This window comes from Rhizobium sp. CB3090 (assembly GCF_029714285.1).
GTDB lineage: Bacteria > Pseudomonadota > Alphaproteobacteria > Rhizobiales > Rhizobiaceae > Rhizobium.
In genome coordinates this window covers 398,338-421,875 of record NZ_CP121663.1, presented here as the reverse complement: position 1 = coordinate 421,875, position 23,538 = coordinate 398,338, and the positions used below count along the sequence as shown (strand labels likewise).

Genomic DNA, 23,538 nt, shown 5'->3' with positions numbered 1-23,538 from the left:
AGGTTTAATTAATATTAAATCAGATACTTATTCTCCGTTATTTCTTATAATATCAACTATTGCGACAATTCACGTCACAACTATAAAACCAAGGATATTTCTCTTTATCTATCCTTAGGTCTGTCACCGCTCATTTAATTGTTAAAAAGGGACGCGGCTAGCTGAAACGGTTGCCGCCAAAAACTTCGAGAGAAATATCTCTTAACATCAAATCAAACAGTGATACATGCAGTCGCAACGATCCTATCAACCTCGCCCGCCCGACCTCATCACAAAAATTCTGCTCGACTGCACACCAAATTCATTTGCCTCAGAGTTGGATTAGCGGAAAATCGAAGGGACGCTTCCTGCCGGGCAACCGAGCGCCGCAAGGGACGACACAGGCAGGCCTTTGAGGAGGAGAAAATGGCCGGTAACCATTCAGACCCGAGCGGACCCGATCTGGCCCTCGGCATTGCACTCACCGATCTTCCCGATGGCGGTAAGCTCGTCGGCCATCGCGATGGCGAGCCCGTGCTGCTGGTGCGCCGCGGAGCAGAGATATTCGCAGTTGGGGCCACCTGTTCGCACTATAGCGGGCCACTGGTCGACGGTGTCATCGCCGACGACAGCGTCCGCTGCCCCTGGCATCACGCCTGCTTTGATCTGCGCACCGGAGAGGCCCTGCGCGCGCCGGCGTTATCACCGCTCGCTTGCTGGTCGGTCGAGCAGCGCGGCGGAAAGATATTTGTTGGCGAGAAGCGAAAGAAGCCGCCGCCTACTCCGGGCGAAAGCGGTGCCGGGCCGTCTCCGGAAAGGATCGTCATCGTCGGCGGTGGCGCTGCCGGTTTTGCTGCCGCCGAGAGATTGCGGCGTGAACACTATCAGGGCGCGATCGTCATGATCAGCGACGACGCGGCACCGCCTGTCGATCGCCCCAACCTCTCGAAGGATTATCTCGCGGGCAAGGCTCCCGAAGACTGGATTCCACTGCGTAAGGAATCCTTTTATGCCAAGAACGACATCGACCTGCGTCTCGGAACAAAAGTCGCCGGTATCGATGTCCGTGCCAGCGAGGTCGTGCTTGCCGATGGGACTAAGGTCGCCTTCGACAAATTGCTGCTTGCGACCGGGGCCGAACCGGTGCGCCTGACCATAGCCGGCGCTGACCAGCCTCACGTACATACGCTGCGCTCCCTTGCCGACAGCCGCAGCATCATCGCGCAGGCCGGCGCGGCGCGGTCCGCTGTCGTGCTCGGCGCCAGCTTCATCGGGCTCGAGGTCGCCGCTTCTCTTCGGACGCGCGGCATCGAAGTGCATGTAGTTGCGCCCGAGGAGCGGCCGATGGAACGGGTGCTCGGACCCGAGATGGGTGACTTCATTCGTACCCTGCATGAGAAAAATGGCGTCGTCTTCCACCTTGGGGACACGGCTGCGAGCATCAGCGCGAGCGAGGTCGTGCTACACAGCGGCGGTACGATCGCCGCCGATCTGGTCGTTGCTGGCATCGGCGTGCGGCCACGGGTCGATCTCGCCGAAGCGGCCGGCCTCGCCACCGATCGGGGCGTCCTGGTCGATGCCTATCTCGAAACCAGCGCGCCGGGCATATATGCGGCCGGCGATATCGCGCGATGGCCCGATGCCTACAGCGGCGAGAACATCAGGGTGGAGCATTGGGTGGTAGCTGAGAGGCAGGGTGCAGCCGCGGCGCTCAACATGCTCGGACGCCGGAAGAAATTTACGGATGTGCCGTTCTTCTGGAGCCAGCATTACGACGTTCCGATCAACTATGTCGGCCATGCCGAGGGTTGGGACGCAATCGAGGTCGAAGGCGACATTGCCGCAAAAGACTGCCTCCTGCGCTTCAAGCGCGGCGGACGCGTTCTGGCTGTTGTCACGATCTTCCGCGACAGCGAAAGCCTTCAGGCCGAACTGGCGATGGAGCAGAGCAAGGCGTAGATCGAGTGGGATCAAGCGGCATGACCTACTGGGTCTATGCCGCTACTTCCGCGGGGCCATCCGATGTCGGTCGCGTTTGGGGATAGGCAGTCTTATGAAGATCGCCTCCATCCGTGCCTTAATTTAGCACTACTTTGGCAGAATTGAATTTGGGGTCATTTGGAACCTGATACGGCAGTGAGGACATCGTTGTGGTGGATGGTGGTTTGAGAGCGCTATCACAGCGCGCCGGATGGCCGGCAGTGTCGGCTTAGGCGGACCGTGCCTCTTCCTTTTTTTCCCGCTTTGCCTTGTTGAGGCGTTGATGTTGAAGAAAGGCATAGGCAATCATCGTCATCAACGCGTGTCGGTGTAGGCCCTGCCACGATCGGCCTTCAAAGTGATCGAGGCCGAGTTCTTCCTTCATCTGCTGATGGGCCTGCTCGCAGACCCATCTTGCTTTGATGGCGGCCGCGAGAGCTTTCAAGGTCGCCTCGGCCGGCAGATTGGAGAGATAATATTTGCGCTCGTCGTTTGAACGCCATTCACCAACGAGCCACGCTTCTTCGCCCGGCATGTGCTGCTGTCCCTTGTCGAGGATGCGTTGCGGGTTGCCATCAGCAATCCGAATGCGTAGGGCCGCGAAGCGTGCGGTCAGTCGAGCTTTGGTGCCATGACGCCAACTGACCTTCTTCCAGGTCGCTCCTTCCAGGATCGCTTCGGCTGCGGTCGACAGCGTATCGGGGATCGAATGCTTGCGCGGTCTTCCATGGCCGGCGACAGGAAAGATCAATGCGACATCATGAGGATAAACCTTCTGATGCTTGGGAATGCCGACGGCCCAGGTGAGATTGCGTGCACTGAGCCCCTGGCGAAACGCAGCCGACAGACCATAGCCGGCGTCGGCAAGGACAGTACCAAACCGCACGCCTGCAGCCATCAGCCGATCGATCTCGTCGAGCGCGATCTCCGGTTTGGTGCGGGATCGGCGCATCTCCTCGGGAATGCCGGCCTTCGCCATCCGATCCTGATCACTAGTCCAGCTCTCGGGCAGGAACAGCCGCAGGCCAACGGGAACAGGAACCTCGTCGCGGGCCAGCGTCAACGACACTAGCGTCTGGCAATTGGCGCGCTTGCCGAGCATCGACGCATACTGCGGGGCGACCCCAACGGAATGGTCGCCCTTCTTCGGAATAGCCGTGTCATCGATCACCAGAAAAGCATCTGAAGCCCCGACAATCCTGTCGGCCCGCACCGCCAGTTCCGCCTCAAGAGGACCGGCATCCCAAATCCCATCCGAGATGAAATGATGCAGGCGGTCGTAGCGATCAAGCGCAAGCCGTTCCGCCATCGGCTCGATACTCTTGCGATCACCAGGTCCGATAAGGCCCGAAATATAGACCGGGCACATCTGCCGCCGCTTCTTGTGACCGAGCTTCTCAACAAACGGCTTCAGCCAATCCGCCAGTGCAACATCCAGTTCCGCCATCTCGCGCACCCCTGTGAAAGTGCCCAAGATGGCCCATCATCGTAAATGGCCGGTTAATCTGCCAAAGTAGTGCTAGGCCGTAGACTCATTAGCGCGCAACCACAGCCACATTGAGGCGAGCTGGACCATGGCGAGGAAGTTGGCGGCGAGCTTGTCGTAGCGGGTGGCGATGCGGCGGAAGTGCTTCAGCTTCGAGAAGAACCGCTCAATCAGGTTGCGCTCGCGGTAGAGCCGCTTGCAGAAGAATGGCTTCCAGCGCCGGTTGCTCTTGGGCGGGATGTTGGGCGTGGCGCCCTTGTTTTGGATCAGCTCGCGGATACGGTCGGCATCATAGGCCTTGTCGGCGAGAACAATGGTGTGCGGCCCGAGACGGTCGAGCAGCTTGTCGGCGATCTGCCCGTCGTGTGTCTGTCCTGCCGTCAGGCCGAGCCTGATGGGGAGGCCTTGCGCGTCGACGACGACGTGGATCTTGGTCGTGAGCCCGCCGCGTGATCGACCGAGGCAGTGATCTGCCCCCCTTTTTGCCGTCGTCGCCTGCTGGTGGGCGCGAACGGAGGTGCTGTCGATCATCTGGATGTCGCCGTCGTGCGCGGCGGTGACGGCATCCATCAGCCGGTCCCAAACGCCCGCCTTTCGCCATCGCACGAAGCGGTTGTAGCAGGTGGTCCGCGGGCCATAGCGCGCCGGCAGGTCACGCCACGGGCACCAGATCGCAACACCCAGAAGATGCCGTTCAGCACGCGACGGTCATCGACACGCGGCACACCCCTTGGCTTGTTGGGAAGCAGCGGCTTGATCACGCGCCACTCGAAGTCGGTCAGGTCATATCGGGTCATGCCAGTGCTGAATCAGAGTTTGGTAGCTGCCAGTCACGTCACATTGGGTGGGAACGCGCGACGAACGGGCAGACCGTTCGTCGCGATAGTGATTGTCCCGATAGTGATTCAAGCGGCCGACGTGTCGAGGCGGAAATTCTCCGCTGCCCATGCAGCAAACGTCGTCGGCGTCTTGCCCGCCACGCGATTTGCGAGCGCGATTTCATGCTCGAACGAGCGCGTGCCGAGGTAGGTATAGTTCTCGTAATAGGTCAGGTTCTCGGCAACCGCAGCAGCTCCCGGGAAGAAGCCCGCAAAGACCTCTGTCGGTACCTGCGTGAACGAAAACTGATGACCCTGCTGGTTTAGGGTGTTCACGATGTCGCCAAAGCTCAGAAAATCACCGACGAGCGGGAGATACACGCCTTTGCCGGTTTCCTCGGGGTGAGCGAACGCACCGGCCACAATGCGGCCGAGTTCGCCAATGTCACCCATGTGGAAGCAGCGTACGCTCGGGTCGATTGGCAAAACCCAGCCGTATCCTCCGTCCTGCTGCTTTTGTGGGCCAACCGGTCCCGAAAAGTTCTGATAATAGGCAGGGGGCACGACAAAGGTGTGGAGAGCGAATCCGGCGGCTTCAACGATCGGATCGATTTTCGCCTTGCCCGTGAATTGTGGAAGGCTGATCTTACCTCCGCTGATCGCTTCAACATTGGGGAGGGTGGACCAAACCATGTGGTCGACACCCGCCGCCTTGGCGGCATCGATCGCGGACGTCGCCTGCTTCATCTCGTCGGTGCCATCCTGCCAGTAATTGGTGACCAGGAAAACGCCGTGCGCGCCTGCCAGCGCCGCCGCCAAGGTTTCTGGCCTGTCCAAATCTGCGGCGATCACTTCGTCAGCAGGGCCTTGGTACGTGTCGGGCTGACGGGTAAGGGCTCGCACCTTGAACTGGTCATTTGCCTTGAGGGCTCGTACCACGCCGGCGCCTTGATGGCCGGTTGCACCAAACACGGCGATCGTCTTCTTGTCGCTGGAATTCATCTTACTCTCTTTCAGGTTTTGCCGGGCCACGCGCACGCGAACCCAGTCATTCTCAAGAGCATCTTGCGCTTGAACGAAATCCGGTACAATTCATCAGATTGTGGCATCACCTGCTAGGATTTGATCCAAATGTCCGAACCCGTAGAAACATCCGAAATGGTGGCGTTCACCAAGACCGTCGAGGTGAAATCCCTCTCACGCGCCGCTGCCGAACTGCGCGTTCCCAGGGCAACGCTGAGCCGTCGCCTTGCCCGCCTCGAGGAACGGCTGGGCATGCGTCTGCTTCGTCGCACAACGCGCAGCCTAGCGCTGACCGATGCGGGTGAGTTGTTTTACCGCCATGCATGCATTGCGCTCGAGGCGGTTCGGCAGGCCGAGCAAAGTGTGCGAATGACGAACGACGTGGTCCGCGGCGATCTGCGTGTGTCCGTACCGCCGATGATGAGCGCCAGTTTTAACGCTGCTGTGTGTGATTTTGCTGCCTGCTATCCAGAGCTGCGCGTCCACGTCCACACATCCAACCAGAGGGCAGATCTTCTTAACGGCAACTACGACGTTGCACTACGCGCCAGCAGCCAAATCGAGCCGGGCCTTGTCGCGCGCACTCTCTTGCGCGATCCGATGATTTCCGTTGCCTCACCGGACTATCTCAGAGCCCGTGGGACTCCCCAAACACATCTCGATCTGAAAAACCATCGATGTCTTCTTGGATTTGCCAGAGGAGAATTGGCAGAAACGCACTGGCCTCTCACGTCTGGAGGCAAGTTTAAGGTCGAGGGCGCATTCTACGCGAATGACATCGAACTTTTGTGTGACGCAGCCCTGCGCGGCCTCGGTATCGCGCTCCTGCCGCACGGGTTGGTCTCAAGGCACCTTAAGAGCAGCGCGTTGGTGCAGGTGCTCGACGGCGCAATCGGTTCAGGGATGCAGATCGCGCTCGTTTATCCCGAGCGCACGTACATGAAGCCGCAAGTGAGAGCCTTCATCGATGCGATCGCCGCTTGGGCCAGGGGCAAAGTCGATGTAGATGCGGAGTGACAGGGAATGGGTGTCGCCACCCTTAGCTGATGCAATCCATTGGAAGTCGGCTCCATTTTGCGTTTTGCCAAATGCTGACTGTCCGAAAACCACCCCATGCCGGTCATTCCCCTTTATGGGTTCACGACTTAGTCAACGATGAAAAGTTTCGCACCGGTTTTCGTGGATGAACGATGGGCGGGATCGCCGAAGTCGGAAACCTGATAGCTCATGCCGGCTTTCAGGGTGAACCGCCGCCCGTCTCGCAACTCGGTCTCGAGCTCGCCTTCCAAGACATAAAGAATGTGCCCTTTGTCGCACCAATGATCTGCAATGTATTCGGCGGTATATTCGACCTGCCGGATACGGATGTCGCCCATCATGACCGTGCGCCAAAACGCTTTTCCCGTGTCGCCCGTATGCTCTGTCGTCTCAATGTCGCTCCAGTCGATAAGGGTGAAAGGATGAGTAGGAAGCTTCATGATTTCTCTATTGCCTTGTTGTGTTGTCGTGAGCGGCCGGAGATCGTGGGCATGCGGGATTGTGCGTGGACAATGATCATGCAATTCGCATGAAAAATCGCAAGTCCAACCCCGCTGAAGACACCGCTTCCCGCTTAAGCCGTCCAAAATGCTATTCTGTGCAGGTATTTCGGACATTCGATATTCTGTCACATCCATGTCATGAAATGCGCCGACACCTCCTGCCAGATCAAGAGCGGGTATCCCAATGGATTATTTCAGACGTTTCAACTTTCTGTTCGCAACGCCGACCTTCGACAGCGAGGATCTGGAGGGAGCCCGCTACAATCAGATCGTCGAGGAGATCGAACGCTCCGGCTTTGAGGTGGTGCGCGCACGCAATCTCGAAGATGCCGAGATCGCCGTACAGACGGACGCCGCCATCGGCTGCATGCTGGTCGACTGGGGTAAAAAGGGGCTCGAGGGCAAGACGGCCTCCCTCATCAACCTGATGCGCCGCCGCGGCCTCGAGTTCCCGATCATCCTTCTGATCCGCCGTAAACGCTTCGAAGATGTGCCGGTAGAGGTGCTCGATTTCATCGACGGCTATGTCTTCCTGTCTGAGGAAACGCCGGCCTTCATCGCCAAAAGCCTTATCAGCCGGCTCAAGCAATATGCAGAGACGTTGAAGACACCATTTTTCGGTGCGCTGGTCGATTATGCCGAGGAAGGCAACCACCTCTGGACCTGCCCTGGGCACAATGGCGGCATCTTCTACAGCCGCAGCCCGATCGGCCGGGTCTTCATGGAACATCTGGGCGAGGCGGTGTTTCGCGACGATCTCGACAATTCCGTGCTCGACCTCGGCGACCTCTTGACCCACGAGGGACCGGCATTGGCTGCACAAAAAGAAGCGGCCAAAATCTTCGGCGCCGAGAAGACCTATTTCGTCCTGAACGGTACCTCCACCTCGAACAAGGTCGCGCTCTCCGCCCTCGTCACCGATGGCGATCTCGTGCTGTTCGACCGTAACAACCATAAGGCCGCCCATCACGGCGCTCTGATGATCTCCGGCGGCATTCCAGTCTATCTGCCGACCATACGCAACCTCTATGGCCTGATCGGTCCCATCGATTTCATGGCCATGGACGAGGAAGCCTTACGGGAGCGCATCCGCACTCACCCGCTGGTGAAAGACCCCGAGGCCTACAAGAAGCCCCGCCCGTTCCGCGTCGCTGTGGTGGAGCAGTGCACCTATGACGGCACCATTCACAATGCCGAGATGATCCTCAAGCGGATCGGGCATCTGTGCGACTACATCCTCTTCGACGAGGCATGGGCGGGCTTCATGAAATTTCATCCGCTCTATGCCGGGCGCTTTGCCATGGGCCTTGCCGACCTCGGCCCGGACGCACCGGGCATCATCGCCACGCAGTCCACCCACAAGCAGCTCGCAAGCTTCTCGCAGGCCTCCCAGATCCACATGAAGGACCGGCATATCACCGGCCAGAAACGCCGCGTGGAGCACCGGCGGTTCAATGAAAGCTTTATGCAGCACGCCTCGACCTCGCCCTTCTATCCGCTGTTCGCCTCGCTCGATGTAGGCGCTCAGATGATGAAGGGCCGCTCGGGCGAAGTGCTGTGGGACGACACGATCCGCCTCGGCATCGAACTGCGCAAGAAGATCCGCGCCGTGCGCCGCGAATTCGAGGAAAAGGAGCATCGCCCCGAGCGCCGTTGGTTCTTCGAGCCTTTCGTGCCGGATCGGGTAGCAATTCCGGATGTGTCGAGCCCTGGCGCAGTGCATGACGTGCCGTGGGAGAGCGTCGCCACCGACCAGCTCGCCACCAATCCCGCCTTCTGGCACCTGACACCCGACGCGGCATGGCATGGCTTTTCCGCAATGGAGCCGGGCTTCGCCATGACCGATCCGAACAAGCTCACCCTGCTCACCCCCGGCTTCGACCGCAAAAGCGGAAAATACACCGAGCACGGCATACCGGCGCCCGTGGTCGCACAATACCTGCGCGAAAACCGCATCGTCGCGGAAAAGAACGACCTCAATTCGCTGCTGTTCCTTCTCACGCCCGGCGTGGAGGCCAGCAAAGCCGGAACTTTGATCAGCGGCCTCGTCGCCTTCAAGAAGCTCCATGACGACAACGCGCTGATCGAGGAGGCAATCCCGGAATTTTATCGTCGCCGGCCGGGTCGCTATGCGGGCGTGCGGCTGCGCGATCTCTGCGCGGACATGCACAACTTCTTCCGTCAAGCTGACGTCAGCACGCTTCAGACAAAGCAGTTTTCCGCCGACCACCTGCCGCCGATGGCCATGTCGCCCCATGATGCGGCACGCTGCCTGGTGCGCAATGATGTGGAGTATCTGCCGATCGACGCCATCGCCGGCCGCATCGCAACCACGCCCTTCGTGGTCTACCCCCCGGGCATTGCAACCATCGTGCCGGGCGAGCGCTTGACGGAAAGGGCAAAGCCCATGATCGACTATCTCAAGATGTTTGAAACCTGCTTCAACACCTTCCCCGGCTTCGAGGTGGAGATTCAGGGGCTCTATCGCGAGATCGATGCATCCGGCCGCATCCGGCTCTATACCTACGTCGTCGCGGAATAGGCTGGGAAATTCAGGTCAGTGATGAAGCAGGATAAAACGATCGTCATTCGCCCCTCTCGGGAATCCGATGTCGATGCCATGTTGGCGATCTATCGCCGCCATATTCGCCGCGGTGTCGAGGTTGGAGTGGACGACAGCGACACGCCGCAACCGGACGATCTGCGGGAACGGCGCAAGAATTTGAAGAACCGCCGCTTTCCGCATGTCGTTGCGGTCGAGGGTGAAAAGGTCGTGGGCTATGCCTATGTGGTGTTGTTCCGCAAACGCCCGGCCTACCGCTATACGGTGAAGCACTCGATCTATGTGCATCACGACCATATCGGCCAGGGCATCGGGAGCCTGCTCATGCGCGGGCTGATCGACGCCTGCGCCGCGGCCGGTTTCCGGCAGATGATCGGCTATATCGCTGCCGACAATGCCGCGTCGCTCGCCCTGCACGAACGCTTCGGCTTTGTTCGCGTCGGCCTGTTGCCCGGAGTTGCCTATCGTTACGGCCGCTGGGCCGACAGTGTGATGGTCCAGCGCTCACTCGCCTCCGGCTCGACCACCCCACCACCTCCGCCACCGCTCTCCACCCGCTGAAACCTACGGGATTGATGCATGCGATAAGTATGCCGATTTTTGTGATACTGCTCTCGGTCGCTCTGGAAGCGGTAGCGCGTGATAGCGCTTAATACCCAGACTATGTGGTGAGTGAACCTTGCAGCGGATGTCTGCTCTGGAAAACAACCCCGTCGCTCAGTGAAATGCCGGCCCGACAATCTCTCGCCCGACGCAAGTCCGCATTGCGCGAATTATATTCTGCACATAGCCAATGATGGCACGATTGTGGGGATCGTCGATCATGGCGAGATCTTCGCGCATGACCTGCAGCATCCGTTTGATGTCGAGTAGCGTACGTACGATATCGTCAGCGTACTCCGCGCCCATATCATCGATGATATCGGCAACGGCCGCTGCCAAAGAGTCGACCCAGACGAGACGCTGCGCCGCGCTCAGCCGCTCAAAGAGTGTGATGTTATCGACTGCCGGCATACTTGTGCCTCCGGCACGAGAAATGCGACCTTAGCGGTTAGCGGTCAAGTCACAAAATCGGCATACAAAAGCGAAAATCACTTTTCACAAAGTCGCCGTCCGCCGCCATAGGGCTGGTAGGTGCAGTCCGCTGGCCGGAAGGAGCGGTAACTGCGTGAACAGGCCGTGATGTTGCAGGACTGTGTTGCCCCGGGGCTGTCGATCACCGCTTCTGTCGATTGCGCTCCGCGCGGCCCAGGCACTGCCATCGCCTCCCGCATGAAGTCTCGCCAAATATGCGCTGGCAAGGCTCCGCCTGTGACCCCGTTCATTGGCGTGCCGTCATCATTGCCGACCCATACGCCGGCGACGAGCGACTGCGTGAAGCCAACGAACCAAGCATCGCGATTGTTCTGGCTGGTGCCGGTCTTGCCGGCCGCAAACGTGCCGGGGTCGGCTCCGCGCCCAGTGCCGCGCTCGACCACCAACTGCAATAGGCCGAGAAGATCGGACTGGTAGGGGGAAAGATCCACATTCGGTTTTACTTGTGAGCCAACGCGAAACGCCTTTGCCTGCCCTGCCGCCTGAAACTCGACGATGCCCCAAGGCTCGACGGGCGCCCTACCAAGTTGGACAGACGCGTAGGCGCTGGTGAGCTCAAGCAAGTTTACTTCGGATGTGCCGAGCGTCAGAGATGGCGTGTTGGCAAGCGGCGTATTGATGCCGAGTTCGCGCGCAGCGGCGATCACCTTGTCGAGCCCGACCTCTTCAGCAAGCGCCACCGACGCGGCATTGAGTGACCGGGCAAAGGCTTCGGCAAGTGTCACCCAACCGTGATAGCCGCCGCCAGAGTTTTCCGGCGACCAGCCGTTGATGTCGATCGGTGCGTCCAGAATCCGGTCGGACAACGAGAGTCCAGCCTTCAGCGCTGCATAATAAACGAACAGTTTGAAGGCGGAGCCCGGCTGCCGCATCGCGGTGACGGCGCGGTTGAACTGGCTTGCCTTGTAGTCGCGCCCGCCGACCATCGCGACGACCGCGCCATCGGGTCTCATCACAACCAAAGCGGCCTGCGATGCGCCGACTGACTTTCCTTCACCGTCCAGGGCGTTTCTCACGACCCTTTCGGCAATCTGTTGAAGCTGCGGCACCAGCGTCGTGCGCACCGTGGTTGACCCCGGCGAAGAGCCGGCAATTTCGCCGGCCCGCGGCGAAATCCAGTCAGCAAACCAACTTCCGGAGCGCGGTGTCGGCGTCGTTGGATGCAGTTTGGCGAAGCTCGCCTTGGCTTCGTCTGCCTTCGCGGCGGTGATTTTGCCATTGGCCACCATGGCGTCCAGAACAACAGCGGTGCGCTGCCGGGCACCCTCGAAATTATCGATCGGATTCCATTGGCTCGGCGCTCGCAGCAATCCCGCGAGCATCGCCGACTCCGGCAGGTTGAGAGCGTCGATATCTTTGTTGAAATAGATCCGTGCGGCGGCAGGCATGCCGGTCGCGCCAGCGCCGAGATAGACGCTATTGAGATAGCGCGTCAGGATTTCCTGCTTGCCGAGCTTCCACTCCAGCCAAATGGCTATGACAACTTCCTGTATTTTTCGCTTTATTGTCCGATCGCTATCAAGATATTCCAGCTTGATGAGCTGCTGGGTAATCGTGCTGCCTCCTTCTACCACCGAGCCAGCTTCGAAGTTCCGCAGGAGTGCTCTTCCGATCCCTCTGGGGTCGACGCCGAAATGATCCATGAACCGGCGATCCTCAATTGAAAGGACAGCGTCGATCAGCTGTGTTGGAAACTGGTTATATTGCGCGTACGGTCCTTGATAAGGCCCCTGTCTTACCAAGGGTGCACCGTCAGCGGTCTCCAACACCACGACGGGCTTCAACGTTCCATCCCGGATCTCGGCCCAGGGCACGTCTTTCAGTGCCCACACCAGTACGCTTCCCGCAAGGAAGAGGCAGGCAAGAAGCGCCAATCCTGCACCGATTTTCCACCGGCCCATATTTGACGAAGCATGCCGCCGATTTTCGAACTGTTTTATGCGCAGGCCACGAATATTGCTCCCCGCTTTGGACAGAGCAGTGGCGAACCATCTGCCAAGACCGCGGATTGTTGATGGGCTTTCCGGCCCGCTTGGCGTCCTAAGCTTCGTTCTCAAGTACGAAGCGGCCGCCTTGGTCCTGGCCCTTGCGAAGATCGTACTTGCGCGCAAATCGTGACCGAGTGCTCGCAGTAGATTGTGCGTTGCCCGTCTGCTTTGGCCAAAGGGTCCGTCAGCCTGTCGCGGAGGATCGACCGATGAACTGGACGCTGAGTCCGACGAGGATGCCGGCGCCTCAATTTTGTCGGCAGCGAACTCCGAATCCGGCGGGCGACTGGCACCCGTGCTCGGGCCGCTGGTACTTTGGGCTGAGGAGTTGGGAGGGCTTGGCATCGGTTCCCGCTAAAAGGCACTTTTCCCTAATGTAGGGCAAGCTTATAACGTCGCCATGTGGAATGCTCCATCGCAAAACCAGCCCATTTATGTCAGTCTCCGCTCGGAGATCGCCTTCTCGCTTCATTCGCGAGACGTGTGGCGACTTGCCCCTAATTTGAAGCGCTTCTTGATCCGATCGACCGGCGTTCCGTCCAAAAGGGGAACCTGGATGAGCCGGTCATAGTCCTCAAAACCCATCCTCGTATAATAGGCAAGGCCGCTGACATTATCGGCACGTATGGTCGCATTGATAAATTCGAATCCGAGCTCTTCGGCTGCTGTCCGGGTCGCGGGAAAAAGGGCGCTGCCGACGCCGGGTATCTTTGGATTGGTGCGGGCAAATGTCGCTATATCCGCAAAACCCTTCGGCGGATCGCCATATAGACTCAGGGACTGAAAGCCGGCAAGCAACTGATCGTGCTCCGCAACATGACAGGCAAGAACAAACTCGCCGTCGATGAACCAATCTGCGAACTCGGCAGCCGAAAGCGGCGTCTCAAGCGCAGTTGTTCCGCCAATGCGGATAATCTCATTCAGGAGGCTACACAGTTCCTCCGCGTCGGCTGCTACAGCCCTTCGGATATGCATGACCAATGTCCTCGTCTCGGGATGACACCGTACGAATGGCCCTGGGAGAACGCAAGTGGTCCACACAGGCGAACTGACGGTGGCAGCAAAGGAAACGCCCGCCGAAACAAACGGGCGGGAACGATGTAATTCAGTAGAATTGAATGCTCGAAATAGCAGAATTGTTGGAAGTACTTATCCGATTTCCATATCGAACGTCTTCAAACCTATAGGCGCAATCCTTACGTGCTCTATCGCTATGTCTATCAAGGCAATACCGATGTGAGAGCACTCACGACCACGCCGTCTCTCAGTGGGGACTGGGGCACGCGCGGTCATTTTCCCAGACAATGAGCGGCCCAGGTGTTCGACACGCTTTTCGTGTATCGAACGTAAGGCGCACGCAATCTCCCCGTCTTAACAACAATACCAACCGGGCGGCCGTCGGGTGGACGAACCCGTGCGCCCATAGGAGAGAAAGATGGAATCACTGCAATATCTCAGCCCGACCGAATGGATGGCGATCGAAATTGCCGTCCCGGTCATCGTGCTGGCAATCCTTTTCCGGTGGAGCGGCCTGATCCGCTATATCCCCAACGACAGGCTCGGCATCCTCGAAAAACTTTGGAGTTTTCGCGGCTCTGTCGAGAATGGCTTCATTGCGCTCAACGGTGAGGCCGGCTTCCAGCCGGAAGTCGTGCGCGGCGGGCTGCACTTCTTCATGCCGTTCCAGTATTCGATGCATCGCGCCGATCTCGTGACTATTCCGCAGGGCCAGATCGGCTATGTCTTCGCCCGTGACGGCAAGCCGTTGCCGCCGACCCAGACGCTTGCATCGAATATCGAAGCCGATGACTTCCAGGACGTGCGCGGCTTTCTCATGAAGGGCGGCCAGAAGGGACCGCAGCGCAAGATCCTGCGCGAAGGCACCTATGCGATCAATCTCGCACAGTTCATCGTGCTGACTGCGCAATCAACCTATGCAGTCAACCTGAGTTCGTCGGAACAAAAACTGTTTGCGGACATGTCCAGGCTGATCACGGAGCGGAATGGCTTCGAGCCCGTCGTCATCCATGACGCCGAGGACATGATCGGCATCATCACCATTCACGACGGTCCGGCGCTGCCGGACGGCGAGATCATCGCGCCGACCGTCGCCAACGATCCGAAGGATCCGAACTTCCACAACAATTTCCAGGATCCGGAGAAGTTTCTCAATGCCGGCGGCTATCGCGGCCGGCAGTTGCAGGTGCTTGCCGACGGCAGTTATTTCCTCAATCGCATCTTCGCGACCGTCGAACTGGTCGAAAAGACGATCATCGACGTCGGCACAGTGGGCGTCGTCGTCTCTTATACCGGCCGGCGCGGTGCGGATATTTCCGGCCAGTCCTATCGCCACGGCGAATTGGTCGAGACCGGCGCTCGCGGTGTCTGGTCGACGCCGCTTCTGCCGGGCAAATATGCATTCAACACTTATGCCGGCAATATCGTCATCGTGCCGACCACCAACTTCGTCCTCAAATGGTCCAGGGAACAGTTCGGCGAGCACAGGCTGGACGAGAATCTTTCCGAAGTGTCGCTGATCACCAAGGACGCGTTCGAACCAGTGCTGCCCCTCTCGGTGGTCGTGCACATCGACTATATGAAGGCGCCGCTCGTCGTGCAGCGTTTCGGGGATATCAAACGGCTGGTGGAACAGACGCTCGATCCGATGGTCTCGGCCTATTTCAAGAATATCGCCCAGACCAAGACGTTGATCCAACTGCTGCAGGAGCGCAGCGAAATCCAGCGCAAATCCGGCGAGGAAATGCGCGAGAAGTTTGCTTCCTACAGCCTCGAACTGCAGGAAGTGCTGATCGGTACGCCGCGCGCCAACAATGGCCAGAACAGCATAGAGCAGATCCTGATCCAGCTACGCGAGCGCCAGATCGCCGTTGAAAAGGTCGAGACCTATAAGTTGCAGGAAGCGGCTGCGATCCAGGAGCGCACATTGCGCGAGAAGGAAGCGCTCGCCGAACAGCAGGCCAAGATCACGACATCAGCACTCACCATCGAAATCAGCGAAAACGAGGGTAAGGCGCAACTCGCCCGCACCCGCCAGCAGGCAGAAACCATTCAAGTCACCGCCAAGGCAGAGGCCGAGAAGGTGCGCCTCGCCGGCCTCGGTGAAGCCGACCGGATCAAGGCCATTGCGCTTGCCGATGCCGAACGGATCAAGGCGACCGGTTTTGCGGATGCCGAGAAGGTGCGCGCCGTCGGTCTGGCGGAAGCCGAGGCCACCGAGAAGAAGGTCGCGGCCTTTGGTGGACCGGACTATCAGCTCAACTCGCAGGTCCTCATGCGCTTCGCTGAAGCGATCGAGAACGGCAGGCTGCCGCTCGTGCCGCAGATCCAGGTTGGCGGCGCCGGCGGCGAGAAGGGTGCAACCAATGGTCTTGTGGAAATGATGCTGTCGATGCTGGTCGCTGACCGGCTTGGACGACAGGATTCGCCGGCTGCGGTGCCGGCGCCGGCGCCGGTCGAGCAGCATTGATTATCGATGGGCCGGGTACTACGCCGGCCCATTTTTGCATCCGCTTTCCCTCTTCGAACCTAGATATTCCATACCTGGAAGCATCATCGAACCGGAACTGCTCCAGTAGTCGAACAGGACGTTGGCTTCGCGTGCCAGGCTCTGGCTGGCGGCCGTCTGCTCTTCGATGATCGCAAGATACATTGGCGTCGATCTCTTCTACCTGAGAGGCGATCTCATCGATCACGCCGCTGATGTTGGGGATTTCTGCATCTATCCTTCGGCCCTGACATTCTCCCTTTGGTTGACAGACACGCCCGCACACATGGACCAAAGTCCTGGATCCATCAGACTGAAGACCGAGTGGTGGAACACCTGTGGGTTTCGGCTCGTTCGTTTGACAGCGGTCACAAAGGCGGCCTCGTGCGCCTTCTGAATGCCGCAGCGGATCGATGGCCAGAAGGTGTCAAAATGAAAGCCATAGCATTGGCCGCGTTCGGAATCGCAAGTTCGATAGGCGCCTGTATCGCTGTTGCGTCCCTTGCTTCCTACGTCGTGGCGGAACCGGAACGACATTCATTCGCCAATCTCACAGCGCCTGATCTTTGGACAACGGAGCCGCGACGCGTCGATCCCAGAACGCAACATTACGAGCGGCTTCCACCCCTTTATTCGACATATGTTACCAATGCCACTGCCGTTAAAACCGCAAAGCCATCGAAAGAAATAGGATCGACTGCAACCGAGGTTGACCAGCAAAAGCCATGGTTCTCCGCGGAGCACATCCAGACGTGTGCCCGACGCTACCGCTCGTTCGATCCCTCAACGAACACCTATCGCTCCTATGATGGGCGGATACGACAGTGCTCGCTGTCATCAGACGTGATCCAGCCGGACGAAGGCACACCGCCCGGACCATCGATATCTGCGCAAGCAGTCGATTGGTGCGCAAGCCGTTATAGGTCCTATCGACGGGAGGACAATAGCTATCAGCCTTTCGAAGGGCCTCGTCGGGCATGTCAGCCGCCTGGCGAATCGGAGCCGGTGGTAGCGACGAAGTAACATCGGAGCGACGGCTCGTTCAAACAACCAGTCGTCGGGCTGAAGCTCCACTCGTGTGCATCTCGACCATATCGTATGCCGCTGGCACCTGCGCGGGCAACATGCATGTCGCGACACTGGGGCGTCCCTCAATCAGTCATACTTTATGCTGCCGTCTCCCGCCTTGTTCAGGACCTCTCGAGCAGTCCCCACTGTTTCTTGGGCCGCTTCACTCGCATTCGATATGATATCCCCGCGCAGCTTATCGGAAACGTCGCCCACGGCCTGATCCTCGAGCTCCGTATGCGGCAGCGCCGCTCCTATGGCTGCGCCGACCGCAAAAGCAAGGGCGCCACCGACGAGAGGCTGATCGCGGAAATGCCTGAGAATGGCGTCGTTAAACTGCGCGCTTCGATTCTCAAACGTTCGCGCCGCGTCCTGAACACTGCCGGCGACGGAACTTCCGGCTTGCGCAATCGAACCGGTCAGCCGACCGGTGGAGGTACTCACCTGTCGCCAGGTATCAGAGGCCCAACCGGAAGCCCCATCGAACAAGGTGCCAGCCTCGTCGCGGATATCCTTCACCTGCTTGCCGGCCGCGTCGGCAAAGCCGCGATAGGCCTTTCCGCTTTGGTCAACGAAATGGCCGGCCCGGCGGCCACCAGCGTCCGTTAGGGCTCGGAAACGATTGCCGCCTTCATCCGTGAAGTGGCTGTACCGTTCGCCGAAGCTCGCCTCGACAGGTCCGGTGCGCCTTACGGCACCCGTCACGGTCGCCAGCGGGTATTCCTCCTGGGCTTCGTCCCGCTCGCTGGTTCCTGGAGAGCGGGTGCCGGGATTGGCAAACAGCCAGGCAAGGCTCACTCCCAACAATGTAACGGGAATAGGGTTGGTCCTGAGCGCCTTGCCCAGATTGCTGACATATTCAGCGCCGCCGCTTTGCCTTGCATATTCGAGCAGTTCGTCCATAAGCTGACCGGGAGACATGCGCTCCTCGATCGCGTGGAGCTTTTCTTCGATCCGGTGGCGATCCGCTTCGATCTCTCGCTGCAGCTCGGCAGCCGAGTGGGAGTGAGAATTGTCGTTCATTGCACTCTCTCCTTCACGACGTCCACATCACGCCGCAGCGATGTTGTCGTCTTATCCAGCTTGAGGCTGCTGCCTCTCAGCGTGGAAATACCGCGCGCCACCATTGCCCAGGCAAGGAGGGCGACGATCACTCCGACAATGAGAGCTGCCAGCGTGTCAGCACTCGGCTCAGCTATGTTCCGCGCCACGAGAAAAGCGGCTAATCCGTTGACCGCCGCGGTCAACAGCACGCCTATAGCGCCGATTGCAAATACAAGACCGACGAGCAGGATTTCGACGCCTCCTAGCGCACGGTTCAAATTCTCGGATGCCTCCGCTTTCGCCAAGTCGATTTCCTTGCGAAAAAGTCCAGATATGTCGGCTACCAGACCGGTCATTAGTTCGGTCAGAGAGCGGTCATCTCGGTGATTTGCCATTGTGGCGATCCTCCTTGTACTACAACCCGCTTCCAATGGACTCGATGCCTCCTGGCGTTGAGGAGGCGGAGACTCGGGAACCCGTCTGGCTACTGGGACGGCGGGCTGATGCCGTCAGCAGCCGGCTGGCTGTCAGGCCGGCAATCGCCGCCAAACCGAGAAAGGCAAGCGGCTGCCTGCGCCCGAAATCTTCAATCATGCCAGCGATTTCGCCGAGATCGCGATCCTCTATATCGCGCGAGAAACCCTGAAGCGAACGACCAATCTGCTTGGCATAACGGCCGACAAACTGTTGGTCCGTCCGTTCGAGTTCGGCGCCGATTTTTTCGAATGCCGAGGCGACGCCGCCGAGTTGCCGTGCGGCCAGGTTTTTCTTGTCTTCGGCCGCGTCGCTGAGGGCGGCCTTCGCCTGCTCCGTCTGCTCGCCGGCAAACTGTCGGAGCTCTTCTAGGTTCTCACGGACTGCTTCCCCCGAACTGCCCGTTTTCGGGATCTCGTTCGTGCCCGCTCCGACGCTTGGCTGATCACTCCCATCCTGCCACGTCTGACCGCCGGGGCCTGGGTCATCTGGTTGATTGTTCATTGCCGCTCTCCTGTCGGAAATCACTAGACCCATTCTAACTGGACAACCGAAGCATGGTTCCTTTCTTAGCCGGGCTGATAGCGTTCCATCGCTTACGCGCTCGCTCAGCGCCCTCTGCCGCTCTGTGGAGAGGGACATCTATTCCTGCAAACAATCAGCTCATGCTCCAAATTCCACAATTGACGGCTCGCTATCAGCGGCGGATAACTCCGCGATGGTTATGCTCGGGAGCATCTGGATGGCGTGCGCATGAAGGAAAGTGAGCGTTTGGCGATCATTGCAGACGCGGTAGCGGCGTTCAATGCGAGCAATCGTGCGGTGGCAAGGCAACTTTGCGAAACCGGTTTAAAGCAGTTTCCGTCCGATCCGTCCCTCTCTCATCTCTTGGCAGCCATATTGTTTGCGGAAGAGGATTTTGCCGGCGCTCGGCTAAAGATAGACACCAGCCTTGCTGCTCAACCATGGAACGTGCCGGCCCTCATTCTCGCGGGCAAGATTTATCGAGCCAAACATAGGCTGGAAGCGGCATTGGCGCAGCTCGATAAAGCGGCAAGCGTTGAAATCCGGTTGGAGATTTTCGTCGAGAAAGCTCGAATTTTCGACCAGATGGGCAACAAGTCGGCTGCACGCGACGCTTGGAACATGGTTCTCAATGCCATGCCGACGTCCCGGGAGGCTTTAAGCCGCCTCAGCAATCTAGCGAGGGAACGTGGCGCCCTCGTCGAAGCCGAACACCTGCTTGAACGCGCCGTTGCTCTCGAAGACCATCCGGGAATCTGGTTTGAGTTGGCACTCGTGCGACACGATCTGCAGAAACTTGATGGCGCAGCCCAGGCTTATCGACGTGTGCTCGAAATCAATGCAGATGCGCCCGAGGCTGCGGTCAACCTGGGTGTCGTGTTGCAAGAAGCGGGCAATATGGACGAGGCCATGGCGGCCTTTTCGACCGCTTATGCGCTGGACGCATCCACGTTCGGAGTCATTGCCATGGCCCTGACCTCGGCGCCTTGCGGCAGGCTTTGGCTCGATGAGACGGTTCTGCGTCAATCATTGGTGGGCGGAGCGGCCGCGCTTGGCTCGAAATCGCTTGCGGTAGACGCCCGGTGTTGAAAGTACGGTGGCAACCGTCTCGGTGTAGGCATTCTGCCGCTGCTCATCCAATTCTTCGAAAACAAGTTCCGGCATGCTGCGCGGAACCGCAAAGCACTGTGCGACAGGCGTTCCACGGGCGAGGACCCCTGAGAATTCGGGTTGAGTCCAGATTGCCGGGAAATTGATCCCGCCATCGGTAAATCGATCGGAATCCACAAGGCCGGTGACAAGGCGGAAGGGAAGATCGGCGCGATTGATGGGATGTGTTGCAAAGAGCGACCAGCCATCGTCGACCTGGATTGTCCAGAAGCTGTTGAATTTGATCGCCGCCTGCCCGGCGATCTCGAAGGGACTGCCGGTCAATTGCCCCGGCGTATGGAAACTCAGCGGCGACCGAGGATGTTGCTCCGTGGCTGGGGACGGAACGTCCCAATTCCAGGAGAAGACGCCATTATCGACAAGCACATCGCAGGGCAGAAGTATCATGAAGCCATATGTCATCGCGTCCACCACCGGAGGACACTGCTTCAAAGTCCGCACTTCGCGGCCATGAATTGCCGAATACGCAGTGTTGGGCATGGCGCGCAACCAGTCCGGCAGCGCGCCACGCGCCGGGACGGGACGCGGCAAATATTCCGCCAAAGCCGGATCACACCGAAAAATGATACGCATTGTGCCCGCCTCCAGTGCTTTCTGCCGATCAAGGCCGATCGGTTGAGGCGACGCTATCATCGGACTTTCCGCAATGATACGGCCAAGGGTCAAAAAGAGCGGGACTGGCGATTTCTCGCGGGCGGGCAGCACTCCCATTTCGCAGCCTCTTAACCGCCTTGATTGTCGCGCGCCATCTTCTGGCATAGGTCGCCGCCCGTAAAGGCCTTAGCCCATGGCACAAACATAGCGCGCGGCGTGATCAGTAGCCCATAGTCCGACGCTAGAGGTCGGCCAGCGCTTCGTCGATTTTCGCCATCACATTTGTCGGCAGCGGTCCTTTTGCGAGGGCGCCGGCATTTTCCTCGACCTGGGCAACCGTGCGGAAGCCGGGAATTGGCAGCGTACGGGGCGAGCGCGCCCACAGCCAGGCGAGCGCACCCTGCGTCAGCGTGCGGCCGTCTTCAACCAGCAGGTCTCTGACCGCTTCCAGGCGAACAGCGAATTCAGGAGCGATCTTACCGTCCTTGAAGTAGATCATCCAGCCGAGGCTTGCACCACGCACATCCTTCTCGCCGACGGTTTTGTCGGGGGTGAACTTGCCGCTGAGCAGCCCCATGGCGAGCGGGCCGCGATTGATGGAAATCAGGCGGTTGCGCTCGACGATATCGATCATCGCCGGAACCGGCTCAAAAACATTCATCGTATGCTGGATCGACACGAAGCCCGCGCGATGAACATGGCGTGCAGCGCGATCCGGATGGTCGGTGCTCCAGCCGAAGGCGTCGATCTTGCCTTCGGACTTGAGCGTTTCGAGCGTTTCAAAAACCTCATCGGACGCTTCGAGCGGAAAATCGTTGAGATGGAACTGCAGCAGGTCCAAACGATCACGGCGCAGACGGCGCAAAGATGTCTCGGTGGACTGACGGATATAGTCGGGATCGGCGCGAGGACCTGTCGCTTGTTTGGTCTTCTCGTCCGTCGAGGAGCCGAATTTGGTGGCGATGACGATATCGTCTCGATTGCCGATCGCCCTACCGAGGACCTCTTCGGAATGCCCGGCCCCATAATTCGAGGCAGTGTCGAAGAAGCGAATGCCGATATCCACGGCGCGCTCGATAGCGCGAATTGATTCATCGTCATCGACTTCGCCCCAGCCAAGTGGCACGTCGCCGGCATAGAAAGGGCCGCCGATCGCCCAGCATCCCATGCCCAGGCGCGGAATCTCCCGCCCGTTCCAGAGGGTTATTGTGATAGCATTATCGGGTTTAGTCAGCATGTCATCCTCCGCGACCATCTGCCGTCATCCGCAGAGATAGGGAGAGCGGCCCGGGTGGTAAACAGCAAAATCCGCAAGGTATTTTTCACGGATGAAAAGCGACGGCTTGTGGCTGCCCATCGGAACGCAAGAAGCTAATCCTTCAAAATCGCAGCATAGCGCGGATCGAATTCCCGGCTGATCGGTCCGGCGGCGGCTCCGAGTGCGACGGACCAGGGGTCGGCCATTCCGATCTGCAGGCGTGGAACAGTGCGATCGCGATGCTCGGCGATCGACGGCAGCAACGGCCCCATGGCCGCAATGAGCCGGTCCACCAAGATGCGCGGTGCGCTGCCGCATAGGATGACGGTCTGCGGATCGAAGAGGGTTTCTATCAAATGCACACTCCATCTCAGGTCGGAGGCGGCGGCTTCGATCCATGCAACAATCCTGCGATCGTCGACCGACACGAGATCGTGGATTTTGACATAAATATCCGGGTCAGCCGGATCGAGAGATAGATACTTATAGAGCGACGCCAGCGACGCCCGATGTTCGAGCGGTGTCGACTTGCCTCCGACTGCGAGCAAGGCCATCCCGATTTCGCCGGCATTGCCGTTCGCGCCGGTATAGAGCTCGCCGCCGAGAATAAGGCCGGCTCCGATGCCGTAGCCGACATACAGGCAAACCGCGTGATCCAGCCCGTGCGCGGCGCCCACTATTCTCTCAGCAATCGTCGCCGCGGCGGCGTCGTTTTGGATGCTGACATCAAGACCGGTGCCGACGGCCAGGGTTTCAAGCAAGGGAAACTTCTGCCAAGCCTCCATCATCCAGGGATCGTCGCCATTGCCGGCAAGGCCGAAGGGACCTGGCATCGCCGCGCCGAGGCCGACCAGCTTCTCTTCGGATCGCGTCGCAACCGCTGCCAGTTGCTGCCGAACATCTGCGATAAGGTCGAGGATGACCGCAGCACCCGTCGTCGGTCCACCCGAAGGAAGCTTCGCCTCCAGACGGACAAGCACATTTCCAATGAGATCGACGGCAATCGCTCGCGTCATGTGCCGGTCGATCTGAAGGCCGATCGCAAATGCACCTTCCGGGACCAGAGCGTAGGGCGTCGAAGGCTGGCCACGGCCATTGCGCACCGTCTGCTGCGACGCCACGAGACCATCGCGTTCAAGTTCGTCGATAATGTTGGAAACCGTCTGCTTCGTCAGTCGGGTTGCGCGTGCCAGGTCCGCCCGTGAAAGCGCTCCATTGACGCGCAAGGCATCGATCATCACCCGGCGGTTATGGGCGCTGGTGCCTTCGTGATTGGTGCCGCTCTTGGCCCGGATCGGACGGCTATCGTTCATGCGCAATTCCCTCTTGACAGCAGTAGAATATTGAAGAAGTAATTAAGTCAAGACAATTGACTTAATGAGAAACCAAAGAGTTTCGTGGGAACAGATGGGCCGGCTCTCGGCTGC

20 protein-coding genes and 1 pseudogene are annotated in these 23,538 nt (G+C 59.1%); 7 read left to right on the top strand and 14 right to left on the bottom strand.

Annotation, left to right across the window (positions count from 1 at the left end; all coding sequences use genetic code 11):
* Window positions 1–405: 405 nt before the first annotated feature.
* Entirely contained in the window at window positions 406–1,938 is a 1,533-nt protein-coding gene (locus QA646_RS20695) for an FAD-dependent oxidoreductase (RefSeq protein WP_283060131.1), read from the top strand.
* Window positions 1,939–2,056: 118 nt separating this feature from the next.
* On the opposite strand, the pseudogene QA646_RS20690 reads toward QA646_RS20695, so the two are convergent.
* From QA646_RS20690 to QA646_RS20680, 3 genes and pseudogenes are all read right to left on the bottom strand, one after another.
* Window positions 2,057–3,406, bottom strand: a pseudogene (locus tag QA646_RS20690) (IS701 family transposase).
* A 72-nt stretch (window positions 3,407–3,478) separates the two neighbouring features.
* Window positions 3,479–4,242, bottom strand: a protein-coding gene (locus tag QA646_RS20685) for an IS5 family transposase (protein WP_283060130.1) whose coding sequence is annotated in 2 segments (ribosomal slippage) — window positions 3,479–4,110 and window positions 4,110–4,242 — 765 coding nt in all. Because the reading frame shifts where the segments join, the coding sequence is not laid out codon by codon here.
* 108 nt (window positions 4,243–4,350) lie between these two features.
* On the bottom strand, window positions 4,351–5,265 hold the full coding sequence (locus tag QA646_RS20680) for an NmrA/HSCARG family protein (protein WP_283060129.1): 915 nt from the start codon (window positions 5,263–5,265) through the stop codon (window positions 4,351–4,353).
* A 129-nt stretch (window positions 5,266–5,394) separates the two neighbouring features.
* Between QA646_RS20680 and QA646_RS20675 the strand changes: the two genes are divergently transcribed.
* Entirely contained in the window at window positions 5,395–6,303 is a 909-nt protein-coding gene (locus tag QA646_RS20675; protein WP_283060128.1) for a LysR family transcriptional regulator, read from the top strand.
* A 128-nt stretch (window positions 6,304–6,431) separates the two neighbouring features.
* On the opposite strand, the gene QA646_RS20670 is transcribed toward QA646_RS20675, so the two are convergent.
* Complete coding sequence (locus QA646_RS20670; RefSeq protein ID WP_283060516.1) at window positions 6,432–6,764, bottom strand: DHCW motif cupin fold protein; 333 nt, start codon at window positions 6,762–6,764, stop codon at window positions 6,432–6,434.
* Between the two features lie 247 nt (window positions 6,765–7,011).
* Here QA646_RS20670 and QA646_RS20665 point away from each other — a divergent pair, with 247 nt between their 5' ends.
* Together QA646_RS20665 and QA646_RS20660 are read left to right on the top strand one after the other, a co-directional pair.
* A complete protein-coding gene (locus QA646_RS20665; protein WP_283060127.1) occupies window positions 7,012–9,369 on the top strand; it encodes an Orn/Lys/Arg decarboxylase N-terminal domain-containing protein in 2,358 nt (785 codons plus the stop codon).
* A 21-nt stretch (window positions 9,370–9,390) separates the two neighbouring features.
* On the top strand, window positions 9,391–9,951 hold the full coding sequence (locus QA646_RS20660; protein ID WP_283060126.1) for a GNAT family N-acetyltransferase: 561 nt from the start codon (window positions 9,391–9,393) through the stop codon (window positions 9,949–9,951).
* Between the two features lie 156 nt (window positions 9,952–10,107).
* On the opposite strand, the gene QA646_RS20655 is transcribed toward QA646_RS20660, so the two are convergent.
* The 3 genes from QA646_RS20655 to QA646_RS20645 form a co-directional block, all read right to left on the bottom strand.
* Window positions 10,108–10,404, bottom strand: a complete 297-nt coding sequence (locus QA646_RS20655) for a hypothetical protein (RefSeq protein WP_283060125.1) — start codon at window positions 10,402–10,404, stop codon at window positions 10,108–10,110.
* Between the two features lie 77 nt (window positions 10,405–10,481).
* Window positions 10,482–12,818, bottom strand: a complete 2,337-nt coding sequence (locus QA646_RS20650; RefSeq protein ID WP_283060124.1) for a PBP1A family penicillin-binding protein — start codon at window positions 12,816–12,818, stop codon at window positions 10,482–10,484.
* Between the two features lie 123 nt (window positions 12,819–12,941).
* On the bottom strand, window positions 12,942–13,448 hold the full coding sequence (locus QA646_RS20645) for a GNAT family N-acetyltransferase (protein WP_283060123.1): 507 nt from the start codon (window positions 13,446–13,448) through the stop codon (window positions 12,942–12,944).
* 460 nt (window positions 13,449–13,908) lie between these two features.
* Between QA646_RS20645 and QA646_RS20640 the strand changes: the two genes are divergently transcribed.
* Window positions 13,909–15,960, top strand: a complete 2,052-nt coding sequence (locus QA646_RS20640) for a flotillin family protein (RefSeq protein ID WP_283060122.1) — start codon at window positions 13,909–13,911, stop codon at window positions 15,958–15,960.
* Window positions 15,961–15,978: 18 nt separating this feature from the next.
* Here QA646_RS20640 and QA646_RS20635 read toward each other — a convergent pair whose 3' ends face one another.
* Entirely contained in the window at window positions 15,979–16,143 is a 165-nt protein-coding gene (locus QA646_RS20635) for a hypothetical protein (protein WP_283060121.1), read from the bottom strand.
* Between the two features lie 267 nt (window positions 16,144–16,410).
* Here QA646_RS20635 and QA646_RS20630 point away from each other — a divergent pair, with 267 nt between their 5' ends.
* Entirely contained in the window at window positions 16,411–17,001 is a 591-nt protein-coding gene (locus tag QA646_RS20630; RefSeq protein ID WP_283060515.1) for a BA14K family protein, read from the top strand.
* A 132-nt stretch (window positions 17,002–17,133) separates the two neighbouring features.
* On the opposite strand, the gene QA646_RS20625 is transcribed toward QA646_RS20630, so the two are convergent.
* From QA646_RS20625 to QA646_RS20615, 3 genes are read right to left on the bottom strand one after another with little or no spacing between them, the layout of a single operon-like run.
* Window positions 17,134–18,069 carry a DUF3618 domain-containing protein gene (locus QA646_RS20625; RefSeq protein ID WP_283060120.1) on the bottom strand — a complete coding sequence of 312 codons (936 nt, stop codon included), beginning with the start codon at window positions 18,067–18,069 and terminating at the stop codon, window positions 17,134–17,136.
* On the bottom strand, window positions 18,066–18,485 hold the full coding sequence (locus tag QA646_RS20620; protein WP_283060119.1) for a phage holin family protein: 420 nt from the start codon (window positions 18,483–18,485) through the stop codon (window positions 18,066–18,068). The genes QA646_RS20625 and QA646_RS20620 overlap by 4 nt, the downstream gene beginning before the upstream one ends.
* A 19-nt stretch (window positions 18,486–18,504) precedes the next feature.
* On the bottom strand, window positions 18,505–19,068 hold the full coding sequence (locus QA646_RS20615; protein ID WP_283060118.1) for a nutrient deprivation-induced protein: 564 nt from the start codon (window positions 19,066–19,068) through the stop codon (window positions 18,505–18,507).
* Between the two features lie 249 nt (window positions 19,069–19,317).
* On the opposite strand from QA646_RS20615, the gene QA646_RS20610 reads away from it, so the two are divergent.
* Window positions 19,318–20,178: a tetratricopeptide repeat protein gene (locus tag QA646_RS20610; RefSeq protein ID WP_283060117.1), complete on the top strand. Its 861-nt coding sequence runs from the start codon at window positions 19,318–19,320 to the stop codon at window positions 20,176–20,178.
* Here QA646_RS20610 and QA646_RS20605 read toward each other — a convergent pair.
* From QA646_RS20605 to QA646_RS20595, 3 genes are all read right to left on the bottom strand, one after another.
* Window positions 20,116–20,832 carry a hypothetical protein gene (locus tag QA646_RS20605; RefSeq protein WP_283060116.1) on the bottom strand — a complete coding sequence of 239 codons (717 nt, stop codon included), beginning with the start codon at window positions 20,830–20,832 and terminating at the stop codon, window positions 20,116–20,118. The genes QA646_RS20610 and QA646_RS20605 overlap by 63 nt on opposite strands.
* Before the next feature lie 262 nt (window positions 20,833–21,094).
* Window positions 21,095–22,090 carry an aldo/keto reductase gene (locus QA646_RS20600; protein WP_283060115.1) on the bottom strand — a complete coding sequence of 332 codons (996 nt, stop codon included), beginning with the start codon at window positions 22,088–22,090 and terminating at the stop codon, window positions 21,095–21,097.
* A 134-nt stretch (window positions 22,091–22,224) separates the two neighbouring features.
* Window positions 22,225–23,424, bottom strand: a complete 1,200-nt coding sequence (locus tag QA646_RS20595; RefSeq protein ID WP_283060114.1) for an ROK family transcriptional regulator — start codon at window positions 23,422–23,424, stop codon at window positions 22,225–22,227.
* Window positions 23,425–23,538 lie beyond the last annotated feature (114 nt).